This is a genomic window from Nocardioides hungaricus (assembly GCF_054782915.1).
Map to the genome: position 1 here is coordinate 127,574 of NZ_BAAGRO010000009.1, position 16,143 is coordinate 143,716.

Consider the following 16,143-nt stretch of genomic DNA (forward strand, 5'->3'; position numbering starts at 1 on the left):
GGGGTGGACTCGTAGCGACGGGTTGTCCACAGATTGCCGCCACCCGGTGTCGGCGGGGTCCAGTGGCGGGCATCGTCGTGCCATGGGCAGACTCACCGCCGATCGCGCGAAGTCCAGGGACGCACGCACCGGCCTGCCCGTGACCCCCTCGCCAGCTCCTCGGGCTCGCCCTGGCGTCGATGCGGATGTGGGGCAGGTGCGGTGAGGCTGCTGGTCGAGGGCGCCGGCTATCGGTCGGCGGCGGAGGCGTTCGTGGAGGGCAACCGGCAGGCGGCGCGGGCCGCGGCCACGCTGTCGGGTGAGCTCTCCGGGTATGCCGGGATGGCCGGTGACGACGCGTCGGCGGCCGAGTTCGCGGCGGCCTACGACCCGGCAGCAGCCGACGCGGTCGGGGCGCTGGGTGAGGCGATGGCCGGGTTCGGGGCGCTGGCCCGGCTGAGCGACGCCTCGCTGCGCAACCACGCCCAAGCCGAGCAGGCCTCCACCCTGCGCACACCACCGTCCAGGCAGATACCCGAGCCGGCCCCGGTGACCTGCCCGATCCTGGACCTGGACTATCCCGACCCGCCCTCGGCCCTGGGCGGCGACACCACCGGACTGCCGGGCTGGGGACTGCCGGGCTGGGCCAACGCCGTCCTCGACCTGCTCGAGAGCGTCGCCTGGCCCGACGCCGACACCGACCGGCTGCGCGCCGCCGCCACCACCTGGCGCACGGCGGCGGTCGCGGTGGGGCTGCTGGCCGGCCCGTGCGAGACCGCGCTCGCCGAGCTCGCCCTCGAGGTCTCCCCCGAGATCCCCCTCGCCGTCGCGACCACCCGGACCCTGCGTGACCGGCTCGCCTCCCTGGCCGACCAGCTCAGCGTCCTCGCCGAGTCCTGCGAGGCCTACGCCGTCCAGGTCGAGGCCACCCGTGCCCAGATGCTCGACGTGCTCGAGGACCTCGCCTGGGAGCTCGGCATCGGCGCCGTGATCTCCGGTGGGCTCACCTTCTTCACCGGCGGCGCCGCCGCCGGGCCGGCTGGTGCCGCGGGCGCGGCCCGCCTGGCCGCCGCCACCACCCGACTGCGTAGCCTCCTCGCCTCCCTCACCGCGACCACCCGCGGCACCGCCACCACCCTCCGACCCGCCAGCACGGCACTGCGCGACGCGCGGGCCTACCTCGCCAGGCTCTCCGCCGCCCGCACCGAACGCGGCAGCGCAAGCTTCGGATCCTTCTTCAACCGAAGCAGACGGGAGCCAGGCTGGCTGTCGAGACATGAGATAGGTCGGCGCGGTCACACGGTCGAGAAGCATGTCGGACGATCCAGGGCTCAACTCGCTCAACGGTTCGTGGACGAACCCGGTAGACGCCTGTCCTCCTCGTTCTTCGACCAAGCGACTGCGGAGCGCGCCATCGAGCGAGTGCTCCGGCAACGTGGATCCGTCTTCGAGGAATGGCTCCAGAGTGCGCGCTATCAACTGCTCCTGCGGGGCGAAGCAGGCGACATCGTCGGACGAATCCTGGTACGCGACACGGGGGAACTGATCGAGAGTTCGCGGGTTCGCATCCTGGTCATCCGCGACACGTCGATGCCTGATGGCTGGCGGATCAAGACCGCTTACCCTGACCTGGTGAGGGGAGGTTCCCATGGCTGAGAGTTCTGCGCTCGAATACCTCGTCGGAGCGTACCTGAACGAGGACGTGTTCGACTTCTACCCCCACGTCATGGCGGGTGTCGACGATTTTGTCCGGTCTGATTCCGCCATGGTCGAATCGCTCAAAGTCGAGATAGGCCACGTCCTGGCGACTCACTCCGACGACCAGATCGGCGACCTCCTCGAAGGCTACGGCGTCGGTTTCGTCCCCGGCGATCTCGGCTATCGCGGGTGGTTGGAGCAGATCGCCCGTCACCTCGGGGCGGCGACCGCCAGCTGAGTCATCGGGACGTCGTACGAGCAGGTCGCGAGGGCAACCGGCTCGTACGACGAAGCGGTCGGGGTCGCGGGGGAAGCCCATGCGAGTCGGTCGCCCGGGTTGCCAGCTTCTACGACCTCCGCCGGACGAGCAGTCCGCAGCAACAGCAGCAGAAACCCCCGCGAGGACGGGGTGGCCCACCAACTACCCTTCTCCGCATGATCATGCGGATGTCGAGCCTGTTCGTGCGCACCCTCCGGGACGATCCGGCGGACGCCGAGGTGCCGTCGCACAAGCTCCTCGTCCGTGCGGGCTACATCCGCCGCGCCGCGCCGGGCATCTACACCTGGCTGCCGCTGGGCCTCAAGGTGCTCCGCAGGATCGAGAGCATCATCCGCGAGGAGATGGACGCGATCGGCGCGCAGGAGCTCAGCTTCCCGGCGCTGCTGCCGCGTGAGCCCTACGAGGCCAGCAACCGCTGGACGACGTACGGCAACGGCATCTTCCGGCTCCAGGACCGCAAGGGCGCCGACTACCTGCTCGGGCCCACCCACGAGGAGATGTTCACCCTCGCTGTGAAGGACCTGTACTCCTCCTACAAGGATCTGCCGGTCTGGCTCTACCAGATCCAGACCAAGTACCGCGACGAGGCGCGGCCCCGCGCCGGTGTGCTTCGCGGCCGCGAGTTCATCATGAAGGACTCCTACTCCTTCGACACCACCGACGACGGGCTCGACCAGTCCTACGCCGCGCACCGCGAGGCCTACATCCGGATCTTCGACCGGCTCGGCTTCGACTACGCGATCGTCAAGGCGACCAGCGGCGCGATGGGCGGGTCGAGGTCCGAGGAGTTCCTCGCCAAGGCCGCCATCGGTGAGGACACCTACGTCCGCTGCACGCACTGCGACTACGCCGCCAACGTCGAGGCGGTCGCCGTGCGCCCGCCCGCGCCGGTCGCCTACGACGACGCGCCGGCCGCGCACGCCGAGGACACCCCCGACACCCCGACCATCCAGACCCTGGTCGACCACCTCAACGAGCGGTTCCCGCGCGAGGACCGTCCCTGGCATGCCGGCGACACCCTCAAGAACGTGCTGGTCGTGCTCCACCACCCCGACGGCACCCGCGTGCCGCTCGCCATCGGTGTACCAGGCGACCGCGAGGTCGACGCGAAGCGCCTCGAGGGACAGCTCGAGCCGATCGAGGTCGAGCCCATGGACGACGTCGAGATGAAGAAGCACGAGGCGTTGGTCAAGGGCTACATCGGGCCCGGCGCGCTGGGGGAGGAGTCTGCCTCCGGGATCCGCTTCCTGGTCGACCCCCGGATCTCCGAGGGCACCCGCTGGGTCACCGGTGCCAACGTCCACGGAAGCCACGTGCTCGACCTGGTCGTCGGTCGCGACTTCACCCCCGACGGCACGATCGAGGCCGCCGAGGTCCGGGACGGCGACGCCTGCCCGAACTGCGAGGGGGGCGCCCTGGAGTCCGCGCGCGGCATCGAGATGGGCCACATCTTCCAGCTCGGCCGCTGGTTCGCCGAGGCGCTCGGCCTTCAGGTGCTCGACGAGAACGGCAAGCTGGTCACCGTCACCATGGGCTCCTACGGCATCGGCGTCTCGCGCGCCGTCGCGGCGATCGCCGAGGGCACCCACGACGAGCTCGGCCTGTCCTGGCCGCGCGAGGTCGCGCCCGCCGACGTGCACCTCGTCGCCACGGGCAAGGACGAGCACGTCTTCGCGGCCGCCGAGCGGATCGCCCACGAGCTCGACCGGGCCGGCGTCGAGGTGCTCTACGACGACCGGGCCGGCAAGACCAGCCCCGGCGTGAAGTTCAAGGACGCCGAGCTGATCGGCGTCCCGACCATCGTGGTCGTCGGCAAGGGCCTCGCCGACGGCACCGTCGAGGTCAGGGACCGCGCGACCGGAGCACGCGAGGACGTGCACGCTGACCACGTCGTCGACCACGTCGTCCGCCTGGTCCTGACCGCACGATCTGCACCTTTTCGCAATGCAGAAAGGTGAGGACCCGTTCCGGTCGCGCCGTGCGGAGGCCTGTTGCATGCTTTTGCAAGAGCGGTCGCCCGCCAGTCCCCCCACATCCCGGCGGGAGCCGCTCACCGGCCTCCAGGCCTCAGCGGTCCGCGTACTCGTTTGCCCCGGGGAACATCTCGGGAGTTCCCCGGAAGACGAGTTCGCGGACCGCTGCTTCGTTCAGCGCCGCGATCGCCCGCCGGCGCCGCGCTCCCGCCGTGTTCGCCACGAGCCAGGCGTACGTCGTGGCGCAATTGCGCTCGACGACCAGCGCCGCCCGGGCGACCTGGCCGGCGGTGTCGAGCGGCCGCGGCGTCTGGTAGGCCGTCTCGGCCGCGACCGCCGTCTCGCCGAGATCGGTGAGCTCGCGGGTCAGCCGGTCCCGGCGCGCCCGGTGTGCGGCGTACGCCGAGGAGATCGCGTCGAACAGGCCGGGCGTCGCCGTCGGTGAGGTGCGTCCGCCCAGGACGCCGTAGACGAAGACCGCTGCGTGTTCGGCGGCGAGGGTGGTCTGGAGCGCCTCCGCCTCGCTCACTGGGCCACCAGCTGCTGCGAGACCGCCGCCGACATCGAGGCCAGCAGCCGGGCCAGCTCGCCGCTGTCGGCGGCCATGGCGGCGTCGACCAGGCGCACGCGCAGCGCCTCCTCGCGCCCGCGGAGCGCGGCGGTGTCGCCGCGCCGGCGAGCGCCCGTCAGCTCGCCGCCCAGCGCCTCAGCGTGTGCCTCGTGCACGGCCGCGAGCCCGGGCCGGCCGGCCGTCAGCCGCCACACCGCGGCGATCTCCGCGACGACCCCGTCGACCAGCGCCTCGTCGGCGTCCGGGCTCGGCGCGGGCGTCGGGACCGGCGACTCCGGGCCCTCGTCGCAGCCCGCCACGGCCGCCAGCCCGGCGGCGCCGAGGGCCAGCGCCGTACGTCGGTGGAGGCGGGGACCGGCGGACACGGCGCCGACCCTATCCAGAAGGGAGCCGGCCAGAAGGGAGCCAGCGGCTATCGTGGACGATCAACAACAGCACAAGGAGGTCGCCACCCGTGAGCAGTGCCAACCAGGACACCACCCGGGACCGGATCGAGGCCGAGCTCGGCGACCCCCTGCGTGCCCTGGGCCTCGACCTCGAGGCCGTCGAGATCACCCCGGCCGGCAAGCGCCGGATCCTGCGGGTCGCCGTCGACAAGGACGGCGGCGTCACGCTGGACGAGGTCGCCGACGCGACCCGGGAGGTCGAGCGCGCCCTCGACGGATCCGACGTGATGGGCGAGCAGCCCTACACCCTCGAGGTCACCTCACGCGGCGTCGACCGCCCGCTCACCCGGCCGCGCCACTGGCGCCGCAACGCCGGCCGCCTGGTGGCGGTCGCCTTCGCCGACGGCTCGTCCGCGACCGGCCGGATCCAGGAGCCCGGCGAGGAGTCGGTGACCCTCGAGGTCGGCGGCAGGATGCGCACCGTGACGTATGCCGAGGTGCGCAAGGCGCTGGTGCAGGTGGAGTTCAACCGCCGTGCTGACGGGGACGACAAGGAGGCCTGATGGACATCGACATGAGCATCCTGCGGATGCTGGAGCGGGAGAAGGAGATCTCCTTCGACGTGCTCGTCGAGGCGATCGAGCAGGCGCTCCTCACGGCGTACCACAAGACCCCGGGCGCCCAGGAGCAGGCGCGGGTCGAGCTGGACCGCAAGAGCGGCCACGTGACCGTGCTGGCCGCGGAGCTCGACGAGGAGGGCAACGTCGTCGGCGAGTACGAGGACACCCCCGAGGGGTTCGGCCGGATCGCGGCGACGACCGCGAAGCAGATCATGCTGCAGCGGCTGCGCGACGCCGAGGACGACGTCCGGTTCGGCGAGTTCTCCGGCAAGGAGGGCGACATCGTCTCGGGGATCATCCAGCAGGGTCGCAACCCCGACGACGTGATGGTCGACCTCGGCAAGCTCGAGGCGCTGCTGCCGGCCGGCGAGCGGGTGCCGGGGGAGCGCTACGAGCACGGCACCCGGATCAAGTGCCTGGTCGTCTCGGTCCGCAAGGGCATGCGCGGCCCGCAGATCACGCTGTCGCGCTCGCACCCGAACCTGGTTAAGAAGCTCTTCGCCCTCGAGGTCCCCGAGATCGCCGACGGCACCGTCGAGATCGCCGCGATCGCCCGCGAGGCCGGCCACCGCACCAAGATCGCGGTGCGCTCGACCGCGCAGGGCGTCAACGCCAAGGGCGCCTGCATCGGCCCGATGGGCCAGCGGGTCCGCAACGTGATGTCCGAGCTGCACGGCGAGAAGATCGACATCGTCGACTGGTCCGAGGACCCCGCCGAGCTGGTCGCGCACGCGCTCTCGCCGGCCCGGGTCACCTCGGTCGAGGTCGTCGACGCCGACGCCAAGTCGGCCCGCGTGGTCGTGCCCGACTTCCAGCTCTCGCTGGCGATCGGCAAGGAGGGCCAGAACGCCCGCCTCGCCGCCCGCCTCACCGGCTGGCGCATCGACATCCGCTCCGACGAGGCGCTCGCCGAGGAGGGATAGCTCCGCGGGCGCGCCCCAGTTCGAAATAGATGGTCGATGCGCGGTAGGGTTGCCGGCGGTGGCGAGTGAACGCATCTCTTCTGCATGCCCGGGACCCGTCCGGACCTGCGTCGGATGTCGCTCGCGAGCCGCCAAGGCTGAGTTGTTGCGGGTGACCGTCGGCTCGGATGCGCACGGCCACCCGGCCGTCGTACCGGATCCGAAGGGCGCCGCACCCGGCCGTGGGGCGCACCTGCACCCCACGACCGAGTGCTACGAGCTCGCGGTACGCCGGAAGGCGTTCGGCCGGGCCCTCCGGGTCACGGCCGGGCTCTCCAGCGCACCGGTGGGCGACTACCTCGACGCAGCCAGACCGACCGACCCATTGACCGACCCATTGACCGACAGAGACTGGAGCAGCAGCTCATGAGCACTCGATGAGTACCTCGCGATGAGCGTGCACACCCACTAACGGTCTCGATCTACCCCCGGAACCCGGGTTCGAGGCCAGAAGGAGAAGCGTGGCTAAGACCCGAGTTTCAGAACTCGCCAAGAAGTACGGCATCCCCAGCAAGGAAGCGCTGGAGAAGCTGGGCGCGATCGGCGAGTTCGCCAAGACTGCTTCCTCGAGCATCGAGCTGCCGGCCGTCAAGAAGTTCGAGGACACCTACGGAGCCGAGCTCCTTGCCAGGATGAAGCCGGCGGAGGAGAAGGCCGAGAAGCCCCCGGCGCCGGCCAAGAGGGCCGCCGCTGCCGCGGTGCCCGAGGTGCCGGCCGCGCCCGCGGAGGAGGCCCCGGCCCGGCAGGCCGCTCCCAAACCCGGCCCGAAGGCAGCCCCGAAGGAGGACCCGAAGGCCGAGGAGCCGCCGGCCGAGCCAGAGGCGCCGGCCGCCGAGGCGCCGGCCAGCCCGGCCGCCCCGAAGGCCCCCGCGCCGCGGCCGGTCGGCCGTCCCGGCGCCCCGCGCCCGGGCAACAACCCGTTCGCGTCCAGCCAGGGCATGGGCAGCCGTCCCGCGCCGACCGAGCGTCCGGCCGCGGCCGGTGGCGACAGCCGCCCGCCGCGCCCGCCGGCCGCCGGTGGCCGTCCCGGCATGCCGCGCCCCAACCCGGCGATGATGCCGAAGTCCCCGGCCGCCTTCGGTGGAGGCCCGGGCGGCCGTCCGGGTGGTCCCGGCCGTCCGGGTGGTGCCCCCGGTCGGGGCGGTGCCCCGGGCCGCGGCGGTGCTCCGAGCCGCGGTGGCGCCCCGAGTGGCGCCGGCGCCGGCGCTCCGGGTCGTCCCGGCGGCTTCGGCCCCAGCGGCGGCGGCCGCCCGGGCGGCGGCCATCCGGGCCAGCGCGGCCAGACCCAGGGCGCCTTCGGTCGCCCGGGCGGCCCGTCGCGCCGCGGCCGGAAGTCGAAGCGGGCACGGCGCCAGGAGTTCGAGGCCATGGAGGCCCCGACGATCGGCGGCATCCGCGTCCGCAAGGGCAACGGCGAGACCGTCCGGCTGCCCCGCGGCGCGTCCCTGACCGACTTCGCCGAGCGGATCAACGTCGACGCCGCCTCGCTGGTGCAGATGCTGTTCAGCCTCGGCGAGATGGTCACCGCGACGGAGTCCGTCAACGACGAGACCCTCGAGCTGCTCGGCGAGGAGCTCAACTACGTCGTCCAGGTCGTCTCCCCGGAGGACGAGGACCGCGAGCTGCTCGAGTCCTTCGACATCGAGTTCGGCGACGACGAGGGCGACGAGGCGGACGCCGAGGCGCGGCCGCCGGTCGTCACGGTCATGGGCCACGTCGACCACGGCAAGACCAAGCTCCTCGACGCGCTCCGCAGCGCCAACGTCGTCGCGGGCGAGGCCGGCGGCATCACCCAGCACATCGGCGCCTACCAGGTGCACACCGAGGTCGACGGCGAGGACCGCCGGATCACGTTCATCGACACCCCGGGCCACGAGGCGTTCACCGCCATGCGGGCCCGTGGCTCGCAGTCCTCGGACATCGCGGTCCTCGTGGTCGCCGCCGACGACGGCGTGATGCCGCAGACCGTCGAGGCGCTCAACCACGCCAAGGCGGCCGGCGTACCGATCGTGGTCGCGGTCAACAAGATCGACAAGCCGGAGGCGGACCCGACCAAGGTCCGCGGCCAGCTGACCGAGTACGGCCTGGTGCCCGAGGAGTACGGCGGCGACGCGATGTTCGTCGACGTCTCGGCCAAGTCCGAGCTCAACCTCGACAAGCTGCTCGAGGCGATCGTGCTGACCGCCGACGCGTCGCTGGACCTGTCCGCGAACCCGGGCCGGGACGCGCAGGGCCTGGTCATCGAGGCGCACCTCGACCGTGGCCGCGGCCCGGTCGCGACCGTCCTGGTCCAGCGCGGCACGCTCCGCGTCGGCGACTCGATCGTCGCCGGTCCGGCGCACGGCCGGGTGCGGGCGATGCTCGACGAGTTCGGCAACGAGCTCGAGGAGGCCGGTCCGTCGCGTCCGGCGATGGTGCTCGGCCTGTCCGCCGTCCCCGGCGCCGGCCAGAACTTCATCGTCGTCGACGACGACCGGATGGCGCGTCAGATCGCCGAGAAGCGCGAGGCCCGCGAGCGGGCCGCCATGCAGGCCAAGCGCCGCGTGCGCCGTACTCTCGAGGACTTCATGGCCTCCATGGAGAAGGGCGAGAGCCAGGAGCTCAACCTCATCCTCAAGGGCGACGTGTCCGGCTCGGTCGAGGCGCTCGAGGACGCGCTGGCGAAGATCGACGTCGGCGACGAGGTCGGCATCCGGGTCATCGACCGCGGTGTCGGCGCGATCACCGAGACGAACGTCGACCTGGCCGCCGCGTCCGACGCGATCATCATCGGCTTCAACGTCCGCCCGCAGGGCAAGGCGACGGAGCTGGCCGACCGCGAGGGCGTGGAGATCCGGTACTACACCGTCATCTACCAGGCCATCGAGGAGATCGAGGCCGCGCTCAAGGGCATGCTCAAGCCGGAGTACGAGGAGTCGACCCTCGGCCAGGCGGAGATCCGCGCGATCTTCCGCTCGTCGAGGATCGGCAACATCGCCGGCTGCATGGTCACCAGCGGCGTGATCCGGCGCAACGCCAAGGTCCGCGTCATCCGCGACGGCTCGGTCGTCGCCGACAACCTCGACCTCGCCTCGCTCAAGCGCGAGAAGGACGACGCGTCCGAGGTCCGCGAGGGCTTCGAGTGCGGTCTGGTGCTGCGCAACTTCCAGGACATCAAGGAAGGCGACGTCGTCGAGGCGTTCGAGATGCGGGAGATCCCCCGCAGCTGATTCACTGCCGAGTCGGCGCAGTCTCATCCCGCCGTGGTTTGAGACTGCGCCGACTCGGCGCTTCGGCAGGCTGAGACTGCGCCGACTCGGCGTTTGAGAGAGTAGGAACCATGAGCAGTCCTCGCGTCCGCAAGATCGCCGACCGGATCCAGGTCATCGTGGCGGAGATGTTGGAGCGCCGGATCAAGGACCCGCGGCTGGGCTTCGTCACGATCACCGACGTGCGGGTGACCGGCGACAGCCAGCAGGCCACGATCTTCTACACCGTCCTCGACGCGGGCGACGACGAGGCCGCGCGGGCGGCGAGCGCGGCCGCGCTGGAGTCGGCCAAGGGGCTGCTGCGCTCCGAGGTCGCCAAGCAGCTCGGCATGCGGCACGCGCCGACGCTGACGTTCATCCACGACGCGCTGCCGGAGAACGCGCGGCACCTCGACGAGGTGCTCGCCCGGGCCAAGCAGCAGGACGAGGCGCTGGCCGCCGAGCGCGGCTCGTCGTACGCCGGCGAGGCCGACCCGTACAAGAAGCCGCGCGAGGTCGAGGACGACCTGGACGAGGACGAGTGAGCGACGCCGGCCTGGTCGTCGTCGACAAGGCCGGGGGCATGACGTCGCACGACGTCGTCTCCCGGGTACGCCGGCTGGCCGGCACCCGCAAGGTCGGCCATGCCGGCACGCTGGACCCGATGGCCACCGGCGTGCTCGTGCTGGGCGTCAACCGCGCGACCCGGCTGCTCGGCCACCTGATGCTGACCGAGAAGCGGTACGACGCCACGATCCGCCTGGGCGTCTCGACGACCACGGACGACGCCGAGGGCGAGGTGGCCTCGACGAGCTCGACAGACGGCCTCGATGAGGTGACCGTGCGGTCGGCGGCGGCCGAGTTCGTCGGCGACCTGATGCAGGTGCCGACCGCGGTCTCGGCCATCAAGGTCGACGGCAGGCGCGCCCACCAGCGCGTGCGCGCGGGCGAGGACGTCGAGCTGGCGGCCCGGCCCGTGACCGTGCACGAGCTGACCGTGCACCGAGTCTCGACGGGCTCGCCCGGCTCGATCGTCGAGGTCGACGTATCCGTGCGCTGCTCGAGCGGCACCTACATCCGCGCGATCGCCCGCGACCTCGGCGCCCGGCTCGGCGTCGGCGGGCACCTGACCGCGCTGCGGCGTACCGCTGTCGGTCCCTACGGCCTCGCCGTGGCGCGCTCGCTGGACGAGCTCGGCGAGGACTTCGCGCTGCTGCCGATCGCCGACGCGGCCCGGGCGGCGTTCCCGGCGTACGACCTCGACGAGGCGGGCGCGGCCGACGTGCGGGTCGGCCGCGCGCTCGACCTCGAGCTGGCCGGGCTGACGGCGGTGTTCGCCCCGGACGGCGAGTTCCTCGCGCTCTACGAGCCGCGCGACGGTCGCGCCCGGGCGGTCGCCGTCTTCGGGTGAGCTCTCGGTAGTCTTCGCGCGTGCAGATCTGGCGATCCCTCGACGAGGTGCCGGACGACCTCGGGTCGACGGTCGTCGTCATCGGCAACTTCGACGGGGTGCACCTCGGGCACCGCCATGTGGTGTCCCGGGCGCGCGAGATCGCCGACGACCGCGGTCTGTCCGTCGTGGCTGTCACCTTCGACCCGCACCCGATGGCGGTGCTGCGGCCCGAGCACGCCCCGACGACGCTCACCTCGCTGGAGGTGCGCGCCGAGCTGCTCGGCGCGGCCGGCGCGGACGCGGTGCTGGCGATGCCGTTCGACCGCGACGTCGCGTCGTGGAGCCCGGAGGAGTTCGTCGAGCGGGTGCTCGTGGGCGGACTGCGTGCGAACGCAGTGGTGGTGGGCGCGAACTTCCGCTTCGGCCACCGGGCCGCCGGCGACGTCGGCACGCTGCGCGAGCTGGGGAAGCGGCAGGGGTTCACCGCGGAGGGCATCCCGCTCGACGGCGGGCCGCAGGTCTGGTCGTCGACCTACGTCCGGATGAGCCTGGCCGCGGGCGACGTCGCCGGCGCCGCCGAGGCGCTCGGCCGGCCCTACGCCGTGCGGGGGACCGTGGTCGAGGGCGACAAGCGGGGGCGCGAGCTCGGCTTCCCGACCGCGAACGTCCCGGCCGACGCGCTGACCGCCGTACCCCCGGACGGCGTGTACGCCGGGTGGCTGCGCCGGACGGACACCGGCGAGGTGCTCCCGGCCGCGATCAGCGTCGGCACCAACCCCACCTTCGACGGCGTGCGCGACCGGCGCGTGGAGAGCTACGTGCTCGACCGGACCGATCTCGAGCTGTACGGCGTCGAGGTGGAGGTGAGCTTCGTGGACCGGCTGCGCGGCATGGTGGCCTTCGACTCCGTCGGCGCGCTCGTCGAGCAGATGAAGGCCGACGTCGACCGGGCGCGCGAGCTCCTGACGTGACCACTGCCCGCCCGCTCGGCGGCCCCGTACTCAGGCGTCGAGGTCCTTCTCGACCAGCGCCGCGATCGCGGCCAGGGCGACCTCGTCGTCCGAGCTGACCTCGACCCGATCGCCGGGGCCGGCGCCGAGGGTCATGATCAGCAGCGACGAGGACGCGTCGACGGGCTCGTCGCCGGGGAGGCCGATGAGCACCTCCACGTCGAGCTCCTCCACCGCCTCGGCGATGAGCTGGGCAGGGCGGGCGTGCAGGCCGACGGAGGAGCCGACGGCGACGGTCTTGCTGGGCATTGCTTCTCCTTCTCAGGCGGGAACCGGATCGGCCGCGGTGCGGCCGACGGACTTCAAGACGATCACGGCGGCGGCGCCGACGACCACGCCGACGACCAGCGCGACGACGTAGCCGAGGACGTTGTCCACCGCGAACAGCACGAAGATGCCGCCGTGCGGGGCGCGCACGGACACCTCGAGCGCCATCGACAGGCCGCCCGTGACGGCCGAGCCGAGCATGATCGAGGGGATCACGCGCAGTGGGTCGGCGGCGGCGAACGGGATCGCGCCCTCGGTGATGAACGACGCGCCGAGCAGCCAGCCGGCCTTGCCGTTCTCGCGCTCGGCCGGGTTGAACAGGCCGGGGCGTACGACGGTGGCCAGCGCCAGCGCGATCGGCGGGACCATGCCGGCCAGCATCACGGCGGCCATGATCCGCAGCTCGGGAGCGTCGCTGGCCAGAGCCGCGCCGCCGACGCCGGCCGCCGCGAAGCTGTAGGCGACCTTGTTCAGCGGGCCGCCCATGTCGAAGGCCATCATCAGGCCGAGGATGATGCCGAGCACGACCGCGGAGCCGCCGCTGAGCGAGCTCAGGCCGTCCTCCAACTGGCTCATCAGCCACGCGATCGGCCGCCCGAACACGACGAGCATCAGGACTCCGGCGAGGATCGTGGTGAGCAACGGGATCACCAGCACCGGCATCAGGCCGCGTGCCCAGGTCGGGACCCTCCAGCCGCCGATCCAGTGCGCGATGAGGCCGGCGAGCACGCCGCCCACGATCGCGCCGAGGAACCCGGTCGCGGGCGTGCCGTACTGCATCACGTCGGCGGCCAGGCCGCCCATCACGAAGCCGGGCGCGATGCCCGGGCGGTCGGCGATCGCGTAGGCGATGTAGCCGGCCAGCGCCGGGACGAAGAACAGGAACGCGGTCTTGCCGAGCACGAAGAGCAGCGCGCCGAGGTAGGCCATCAGGCTGGAGCCGAGCAGCGCGTGGTCGAGGCCGTACTCACCGAGGCTGGGCAGGTCGGCGACCGAGCCGTCGACGACGATCTGCGGGGCGACGTTCGCGATCTCGTAGCCGCCGAGCAGGAAGGACAGCGCGATCAGCAGGCCGCCCGCCGCGACGAACGGGATCATGTATGAGACGCCGGTCATCAGCACGCGCCGGGTGCGACCGCCCCAACTCTCGCCGGCGGCGGTGGCAGTGGCCGTGTCGCCCGCACCGGAGCCGGAGGCCTCGACGCGCGGGGCATCCGGGTCCTCGGCGGCCCGCAGCGCCTCGGCGACCATCGCGTCGGCCTGGTCGAAGGGGCGCTTCACGCCGGAGGAGACCAGCGGCTTGCCGGCGAACCGGTGGCGGTCGCGTACGCCGACGTCGACCGCGAAGATCACCGCGTCGGCCGCGGCGATCGCGTCGGCGGACAGCGGCTTCGCGCCGGCCGAGCCCTGGGTCTCGACCTGGAGGTCGACCCCGGCGCGGGCGGCCGCCGCCTCGAGCGCCTCGGCGGCCATGTAGGTGTGCGCGATACCGGTCGGGCAGGCGGTGACGGCGACCAGGCGGCGCCTCGCCGGGGGAGCAGCCGCCGGCGACGCGGCGGGTGCGCCGGAGACCACCTCGGTGACCAGCGCAGCCACCTCCTCGGCGGCGCCGGCGCCGCGGAGGGCGGCGGTGAAGTCCGGCCTCACCAGCGCCCGGGCGAGCTGGGTGAGCAGCTGGAGGTGGGTGTTGTCGCCGCCGGCCGGCGCCGCGATGAGGAAGACCAGGTCGGCGGGGCCGTCCTTGGCGCCGAAGTCGACCCTCGGGTCGAGCCGGGCGAAGGCGAGCACGGGCTCGGCCACCCCTTCGGTGCGGCAGTGCGGGATCGCGATGCCGCCGGGGAGCCCGGTCGCGGAGGTCGCCTCGCGGGCGAACGCGTCCTCGACGAGCCGCTCCACGGAGGCCGCGCGGCCGGCGTCGCCGACGACCCCCGCGAGCGCGCGGACCACGTCGTGCTTGTCGGCGCCGAGGTCGGCGTCGAGGCGCACGAGCTCGGCCGAGATGAGGCTGGACATGCTGGATCACCCTCCCTGGGTGAGGTCGAGGGCGCGCACCGCGACGAGCTCGGGGCGGACCTGGTGGGGTTGCGGGATGGTCGTGCCGGGGAGGCCGGCGGCGGCGCTGCCGTAGGCGACGGCGAGGGCGAGACGGTGGGCGGGGCCCCGGCGGCGCAGGTCCCCGAGGAGGTAGCCGAACAGGCTGGAGTCGCCGGCGCCGACCGTGCTGACGACGGTCGTCGGCGGAGGGGTGGCGCACCAGGCGCCCTGCGCGTTCACGAGTACGGCGCCGTGCGCGCCCAGGGTGGCGAGCACGGTCTCGACGCCGGACTCGACGAGCGCGCGCGCGGCGTCGGCGGCGGCGCGCGGGTCGGCCTCGAGCCGGTCGGCGTCGCCGCCGGCGAACTGGGCGAGCTCCTCGCCGTTCGGCTTCATCAGGTGCGGCGCGGCCTCGGGGAGCCGGTCGACCAGCGCCTGGAGCGGCGCGTCGCTGGTGTCGACCGCCACCCGGGCGCCGTTCTCGCGCAGCAGGACCACCAGCTCGGCGTACCACTCCGGCGGCGTGGCGGGCGGCAGCGACCCGGCGAGCACGACCCAGTCGGCGGTGCCGGCGCGGCGGCGCAGGGCGTCGCCGAGCTCGTGGCGTACGGCGGGCGTCAGCTCGGGCCCGGGACTGTTCAGCTTCGTGGTCGTGCCGTCGGGCTCGGTGACCGTGATGTTCACGCGCAGCTGGCCGTCGTGGTGCACGGGGCGGCAGTCGATGCCGCCGGCCAGCAGCTCGTGGACGAACGGGTCGTCCTTCGCGGCCGGCAGCACCGCCATCGTGGGGACGCCCGCCTGCACCGACGCCCGCGAGATGTTGACGCCCTTGCCACCGGCCTGGGAGATCACCGAGTCCACCCGGATCACCGTCCCGCGCTCGAGCGGACCGCTGAGGTGCACGGTGCGGTCGTGGCTGGGGTTCGCGGTGAGGGTGACGATCATGCGGTCACGACCTCCGGGCCGGCGGCCGCGAACGCGTCGCGGTCCGCGCCGGAGATCTGGTCGTCGGTGACCAGCACGTCGAGCTGCTCGAGCGTCGCGAACCGGATCGCCGCCTCGACCCCCGCCTTGCTGGAGTCCGCGAGGCAGACGACCAGCCGGGCGGCGCCGGCCATCGCGCGCTTGGCCGCGGCCTCGTCGTGGTCGGGGGTGGAGAGCCCGTGCTCGACGGTGATGCCGTTGGTGCCGAGGAAGGCGACGTCGACCCGGAGCCGCTCGAGCGCGGTGATCGTGTCGGCGCCGACGGCAGCCTGGGTCGTGGTCCGCACCCGGCCGGGCAGCAGGTGCAGGTCGATCTGGGGCTGGCCGGCCAGCCGGGCCGCGATCGGCACCGCGTGGGTGACCACGGTGAGCCGGTGGTCGCGGGGGAGCAGCCGGGCGAACCGCCCGGTGGTGGAGCCGGCGTCGAGCAGCACCGTGCCGCCGGCGGGCGGGAGCTGGTCCAGGGCGACGGTGGCGATGCGCTCCTTCTCGGCGGTGTTCGCGAGGTCCCGCTCGCCGAGGCCGGACTCGATGACGGCCAGCGACCCGGCCGGCACCGCGCCGCCGTGCACCCGGCGGACCAGGCCGATCCGCTCCAGCGCGGACAGGTCGCGGCGGACGGTCTCGGTGGTGACGTCGAACCGCTCCGCGATGTCGGCGACCGACAGGCGGCCTTGCTCGGTGACGAGCTGGGCCATGGCCTGCTGGCGTTCTTCGGCGTACATTGCGGGGGAGCCCTCCGATCTGCGTATCTGTGGT

16 protein-coding genes are annotated in these 16,143 nt (G+C 72.9%); 10 read left to right on the plus strand and 6 right to left on the minus strand.

What is annotated here, in order from left to right:
* Window positions 1-201: 201 nt before the first annotated feature.
* The 3 genes from ACYVKX_RS04375 to ACYVKX_RS04385 all read left to right on the plus strand — a co-directional run bounded on the left by ACYVKX_RS04375 (window position 202) and on the right by ACYVKX_RS04385 (window position 3,915).
* Window positions 202-1,635, plus strand: coding sequence for an RNase A-like domain-containing protein (locus ACYVKX_RS04375; protein ID WP_460829378.1), 1,434 nt, complete (start codon window positions 202-204; stop codon window positions 1,633-1,635).
* Window positions 1,628-1,915 carry a contact-dependent growth inhibition system immunity protein gene (locus ACYVKX_RS04380; RefSeq protein ID WP_460829379.1) on the plus strand — a complete coding sequence of 96 codons (288 nt, stop codon included), beginning with the start codon at window positions 1,628-1,630 and terminating at the stop codon, window positions 1,913-1,915. The genes ACYVKX_RS04375 and ACYVKX_RS04380 overlap by 8 nt, the downstream gene beginning before the upstream one ends.
* Before the next feature lie 197 nt (window positions 1,916-2,112).
* A complete protein-coding gene (locus ACYVKX_RS04385; protein WP_460829381.1) occupies window positions 2,113-3,915 on the plus strand; it encodes a proline--tRNA ligase in 1,803 nt (600 codons plus the stop codon).
* 109 nt (window positions 3,916-4,024) lie between these two features.
* Here the strand turns inward: ACYVKX_RS04385 and ACYVKX_RS04390 are convergent, their stop codons facing one another.
* The gene (locus ACYVKX_RS04390) at window positions 4,025-4,459 is read right to left on the minus strand and encodes a ferritin-like domain-containing protein (protein WP_460829382.1); all 435 of its coding nucleotides are present in this window, start codon (window positions 4,457-4,459) and stop codon (window positions 4,025-4,027) included.
* Window positions 4,456-4,866, minus strand: a complete 411-nt coding sequence (locus ACYVKX_RS04395; RefSeq protein WP_460829383.1) for a hypothetical protein — start codon at window positions 4,864-4,866, stop codon at window positions 4,456-4,458. Before ACYVKX_RS04395 ends, ACYVKX_RS04390 begins: the two co-directional genes overlap by 4 nt.
* 89 nt (window positions 4,867-4,955) lie before the next feature.
* Between ACYVKX_RS04395 and rimP the strand changes: the two genes are divergently transcribed.
* The 7 genes from rimP to ACYVKX_RS04430 all read left to right on the plus strand — a co-directional run bounded on the left by rimP (window position 4,956) and on the right by ACYVKX_RS04430 (window position 12,060).
* On the plus strand, window positions 4,956-5,450 hold the full coding sequence (gene rimP, locus ACYVKX_RS04400; protein ID WP_460829385.1) for a ribosome maturation factor RimP: 495 nt from the start codon (window positions 4,956-4,958) through the stop codon (window positions 5,448-5,450).
* Window positions 5,450-6,430, plus strand: a complete 981-nt coding sequence (gene nusA, locus ACYVKX_RS04405) for a transcription termination factor NusA (protein WP_460829387.1) — start codon at window positions 5,450-5,452, stop codon at window positions 6,428-6,430. The genes rimP and nusA overlap by 1 nt, the downstream gene beginning before the upstream one ends.
* 58 nt (window positions 6,431-6,488) lie before the next feature.
* Window positions 6,489-6,839 (plus strand): YlxR family protein, encoded by a 351-nt coding sequence (locus ACYVKX_RS04410; protein WP_460829388.1) that lies wholly within the window; start codon window positions 6,489-6,491, stop codon window positions 6,837-6,839.
* A 91-nt stretch (window positions 6,840-6,930) separates the two neighbouring features.
* Complete coding sequence (gene infB / locus ACYVKX_RS04415; RefSeq protein ID WP_460829389.1) at window positions 6,931-9,678, plus strand: translation initiation factor IF-2; 2,748 nt, start codon at window positions 6,931-6,933, stop codon at window positions 9,676-9,678.
* 110 nt (window positions 9,679-9,788) lie between these two features.
* Window positions 9,789-10,241 carry a 30S ribosome-binding factor RbfA gene (gene rbfA, locus ACYVKX_RS04420; protein WP_460829390.1) on the plus strand — a complete coding sequence of 151 codons (453 nt, stop codon included), beginning with the start codon at window positions 9,789-9,791 and terminating at the stop codon, window positions 10,239-10,241.
* Complete coding sequence (gene truB, locus ACYVKX_RS04425) at window positions 10,238-11,107, plus strand: tRNA pseudouridine(55) synthase TruB (protein WP_460829391.1); 870 nt, start codon at window positions 10,238-10,240, stop codon at window positions 11,105-11,107. The genes rbfA and truB overlap by 4 nt, the downstream gene beginning before the upstream one ends.
* A 20-nt stretch (window positions 11,108-11,127) precedes the next feature.
* Complete coding sequence (locus tag ACYVKX_RS04430) at window positions 11,128-12,060, plus strand: bifunctional riboflavin kinase/FAD synthetase (RefSeq protein WP_460829392.1); 933 nt, start codon at window positions 11,128-11,130, stop codon at window positions 12,058-12,060.
* A 30-nt stretch (window positions 12,061-12,090) separates the two neighbouring features.
* Here the strand turns inward: ACYVKX_RS04430 and ACYVKX_RS04435 are convergent, their stop codons facing one another.
* From ACYVKX_RS04435 to ACYVKX_RS04450, 4 genes are read right to left on the minus strand one after another with little or no spacing between them, the layout of a single operon-like run.
* Window positions 12,091-12,348 (minus strand): HPr family phosphocarrier protein, encoded by a 258-nt coding sequence (locus tag ACYVKX_RS04435; RefSeq protein WP_460829393.1) that lies wholly within the window; start codon window positions 12,346-12,348, stop codon window positions 12,091-12,093.
* A 12-nt stretch (window positions 12,349-12,360) separates the two neighbouring features.
* Window positions 12,361-14,379 (minus strand): PTS fructose transporter subunit IIABC, encoded by a 2,019-nt coding sequence (locus tag ACYVKX_RS04440; RefSeq protein ID WP_460829394.1) that lies wholly within the window; start codon window positions 14,377-14,379, stop codon window positions 12,361-12,363.
* Window positions 14,380-14,385: 6 nt separating this feature from the next.
* Window positions 14,386-15,345 (minus strand): 1-phosphofructokinase family hexose kinase, encoded by a 960-nt coding sequence (locus tag ACYVKX_RS04445; protein ID WP_460829396.1) that lies wholly within the window; start codon window positions 15,343-15,345, stop codon window positions 14,386-14,388.
* Window positions 15,342-16,109 (minus strand): DeoR/GlpR family DNA-binding transcription regulator, encoded by a 768-nt coding sequence (locus tag ACYVKX_RS04450; RefSeq protein WP_460829398.1) that lies wholly within the window; start codon window positions 16,107-16,109, stop codon window positions 15,342-15,344. The genes ACYVKX_RS04445 and ACYVKX_RS04450 overlap by 4 nt, the downstream gene beginning before the upstream one ends.
* Between the last annotated feature and the right edge of the window lie 34 nt (window positions 16,110-16,143).

What these genes read in the sequence shown, in the direction of transcription:
- ACYVKX_RS04380 (WP_460829379.1), top strand. Translation starts at nt 1,628, where the DNA reads ATGGCTGAGAGTTCTGCGCTCGAATACCTCGTCGGAGCGTACCTGAAC.
- ACYVKX_RS04385 (WP_460829381.1), top strand. Translation starts at nt 2,113, where the DNA reads ATGATCATGCGGATGTCGAGCCTGTTCGTGCGCACCCTCCGGGACGAT.
- nusA (WP_460829387.1), top strand. Translation starts at nt 5,450, where the DNA reads ATGGACATCGACATGAGCATCCTGCGGATGCTGGAGCGGGAGAAGGAG.
- rbfA (WP_460829390.1), top strand. Translation starts at nt 9,789, where the DNA reads ATGAGCAGTCCTCGCGTCCGCAAGATCGCCGACCGGATCCAGGTCATC.
- ACYVKX_RS04435 (WP_460829393.1), bottom strand. Translation starts at nt 12,348, where the DNA reads ATGCCCAGCAAGACCGTCGCCGTCGGCTCCTCCGTCGGCCTGCACGCC.
- ACYVKX_RS04440 (WP_460829394.1), bottom strand. Translation starts at nt 14,379, where the DNA reads ATGTCCAGCCTCATCTCGGCCGAGCTCGTGCGCCTCGACGCCGACCTC.
- ACYVKX_RS04445 (WP_460829396.1), bottom strand. Translation starts at nt 15,345, where the DNA reads ATGATCGTCACCCTCACCGCGAACCCCAGCCACGACCGCACCGTGCAC.
- ACYVKX_RS04450 (WP_460829398.1), bottom strand. Translation starts at nt 16,109, where the DNA reads ATGTACGCCGAAGAACGCCAGCAGGCCATGGCCCAGCTCGTCACCGAG.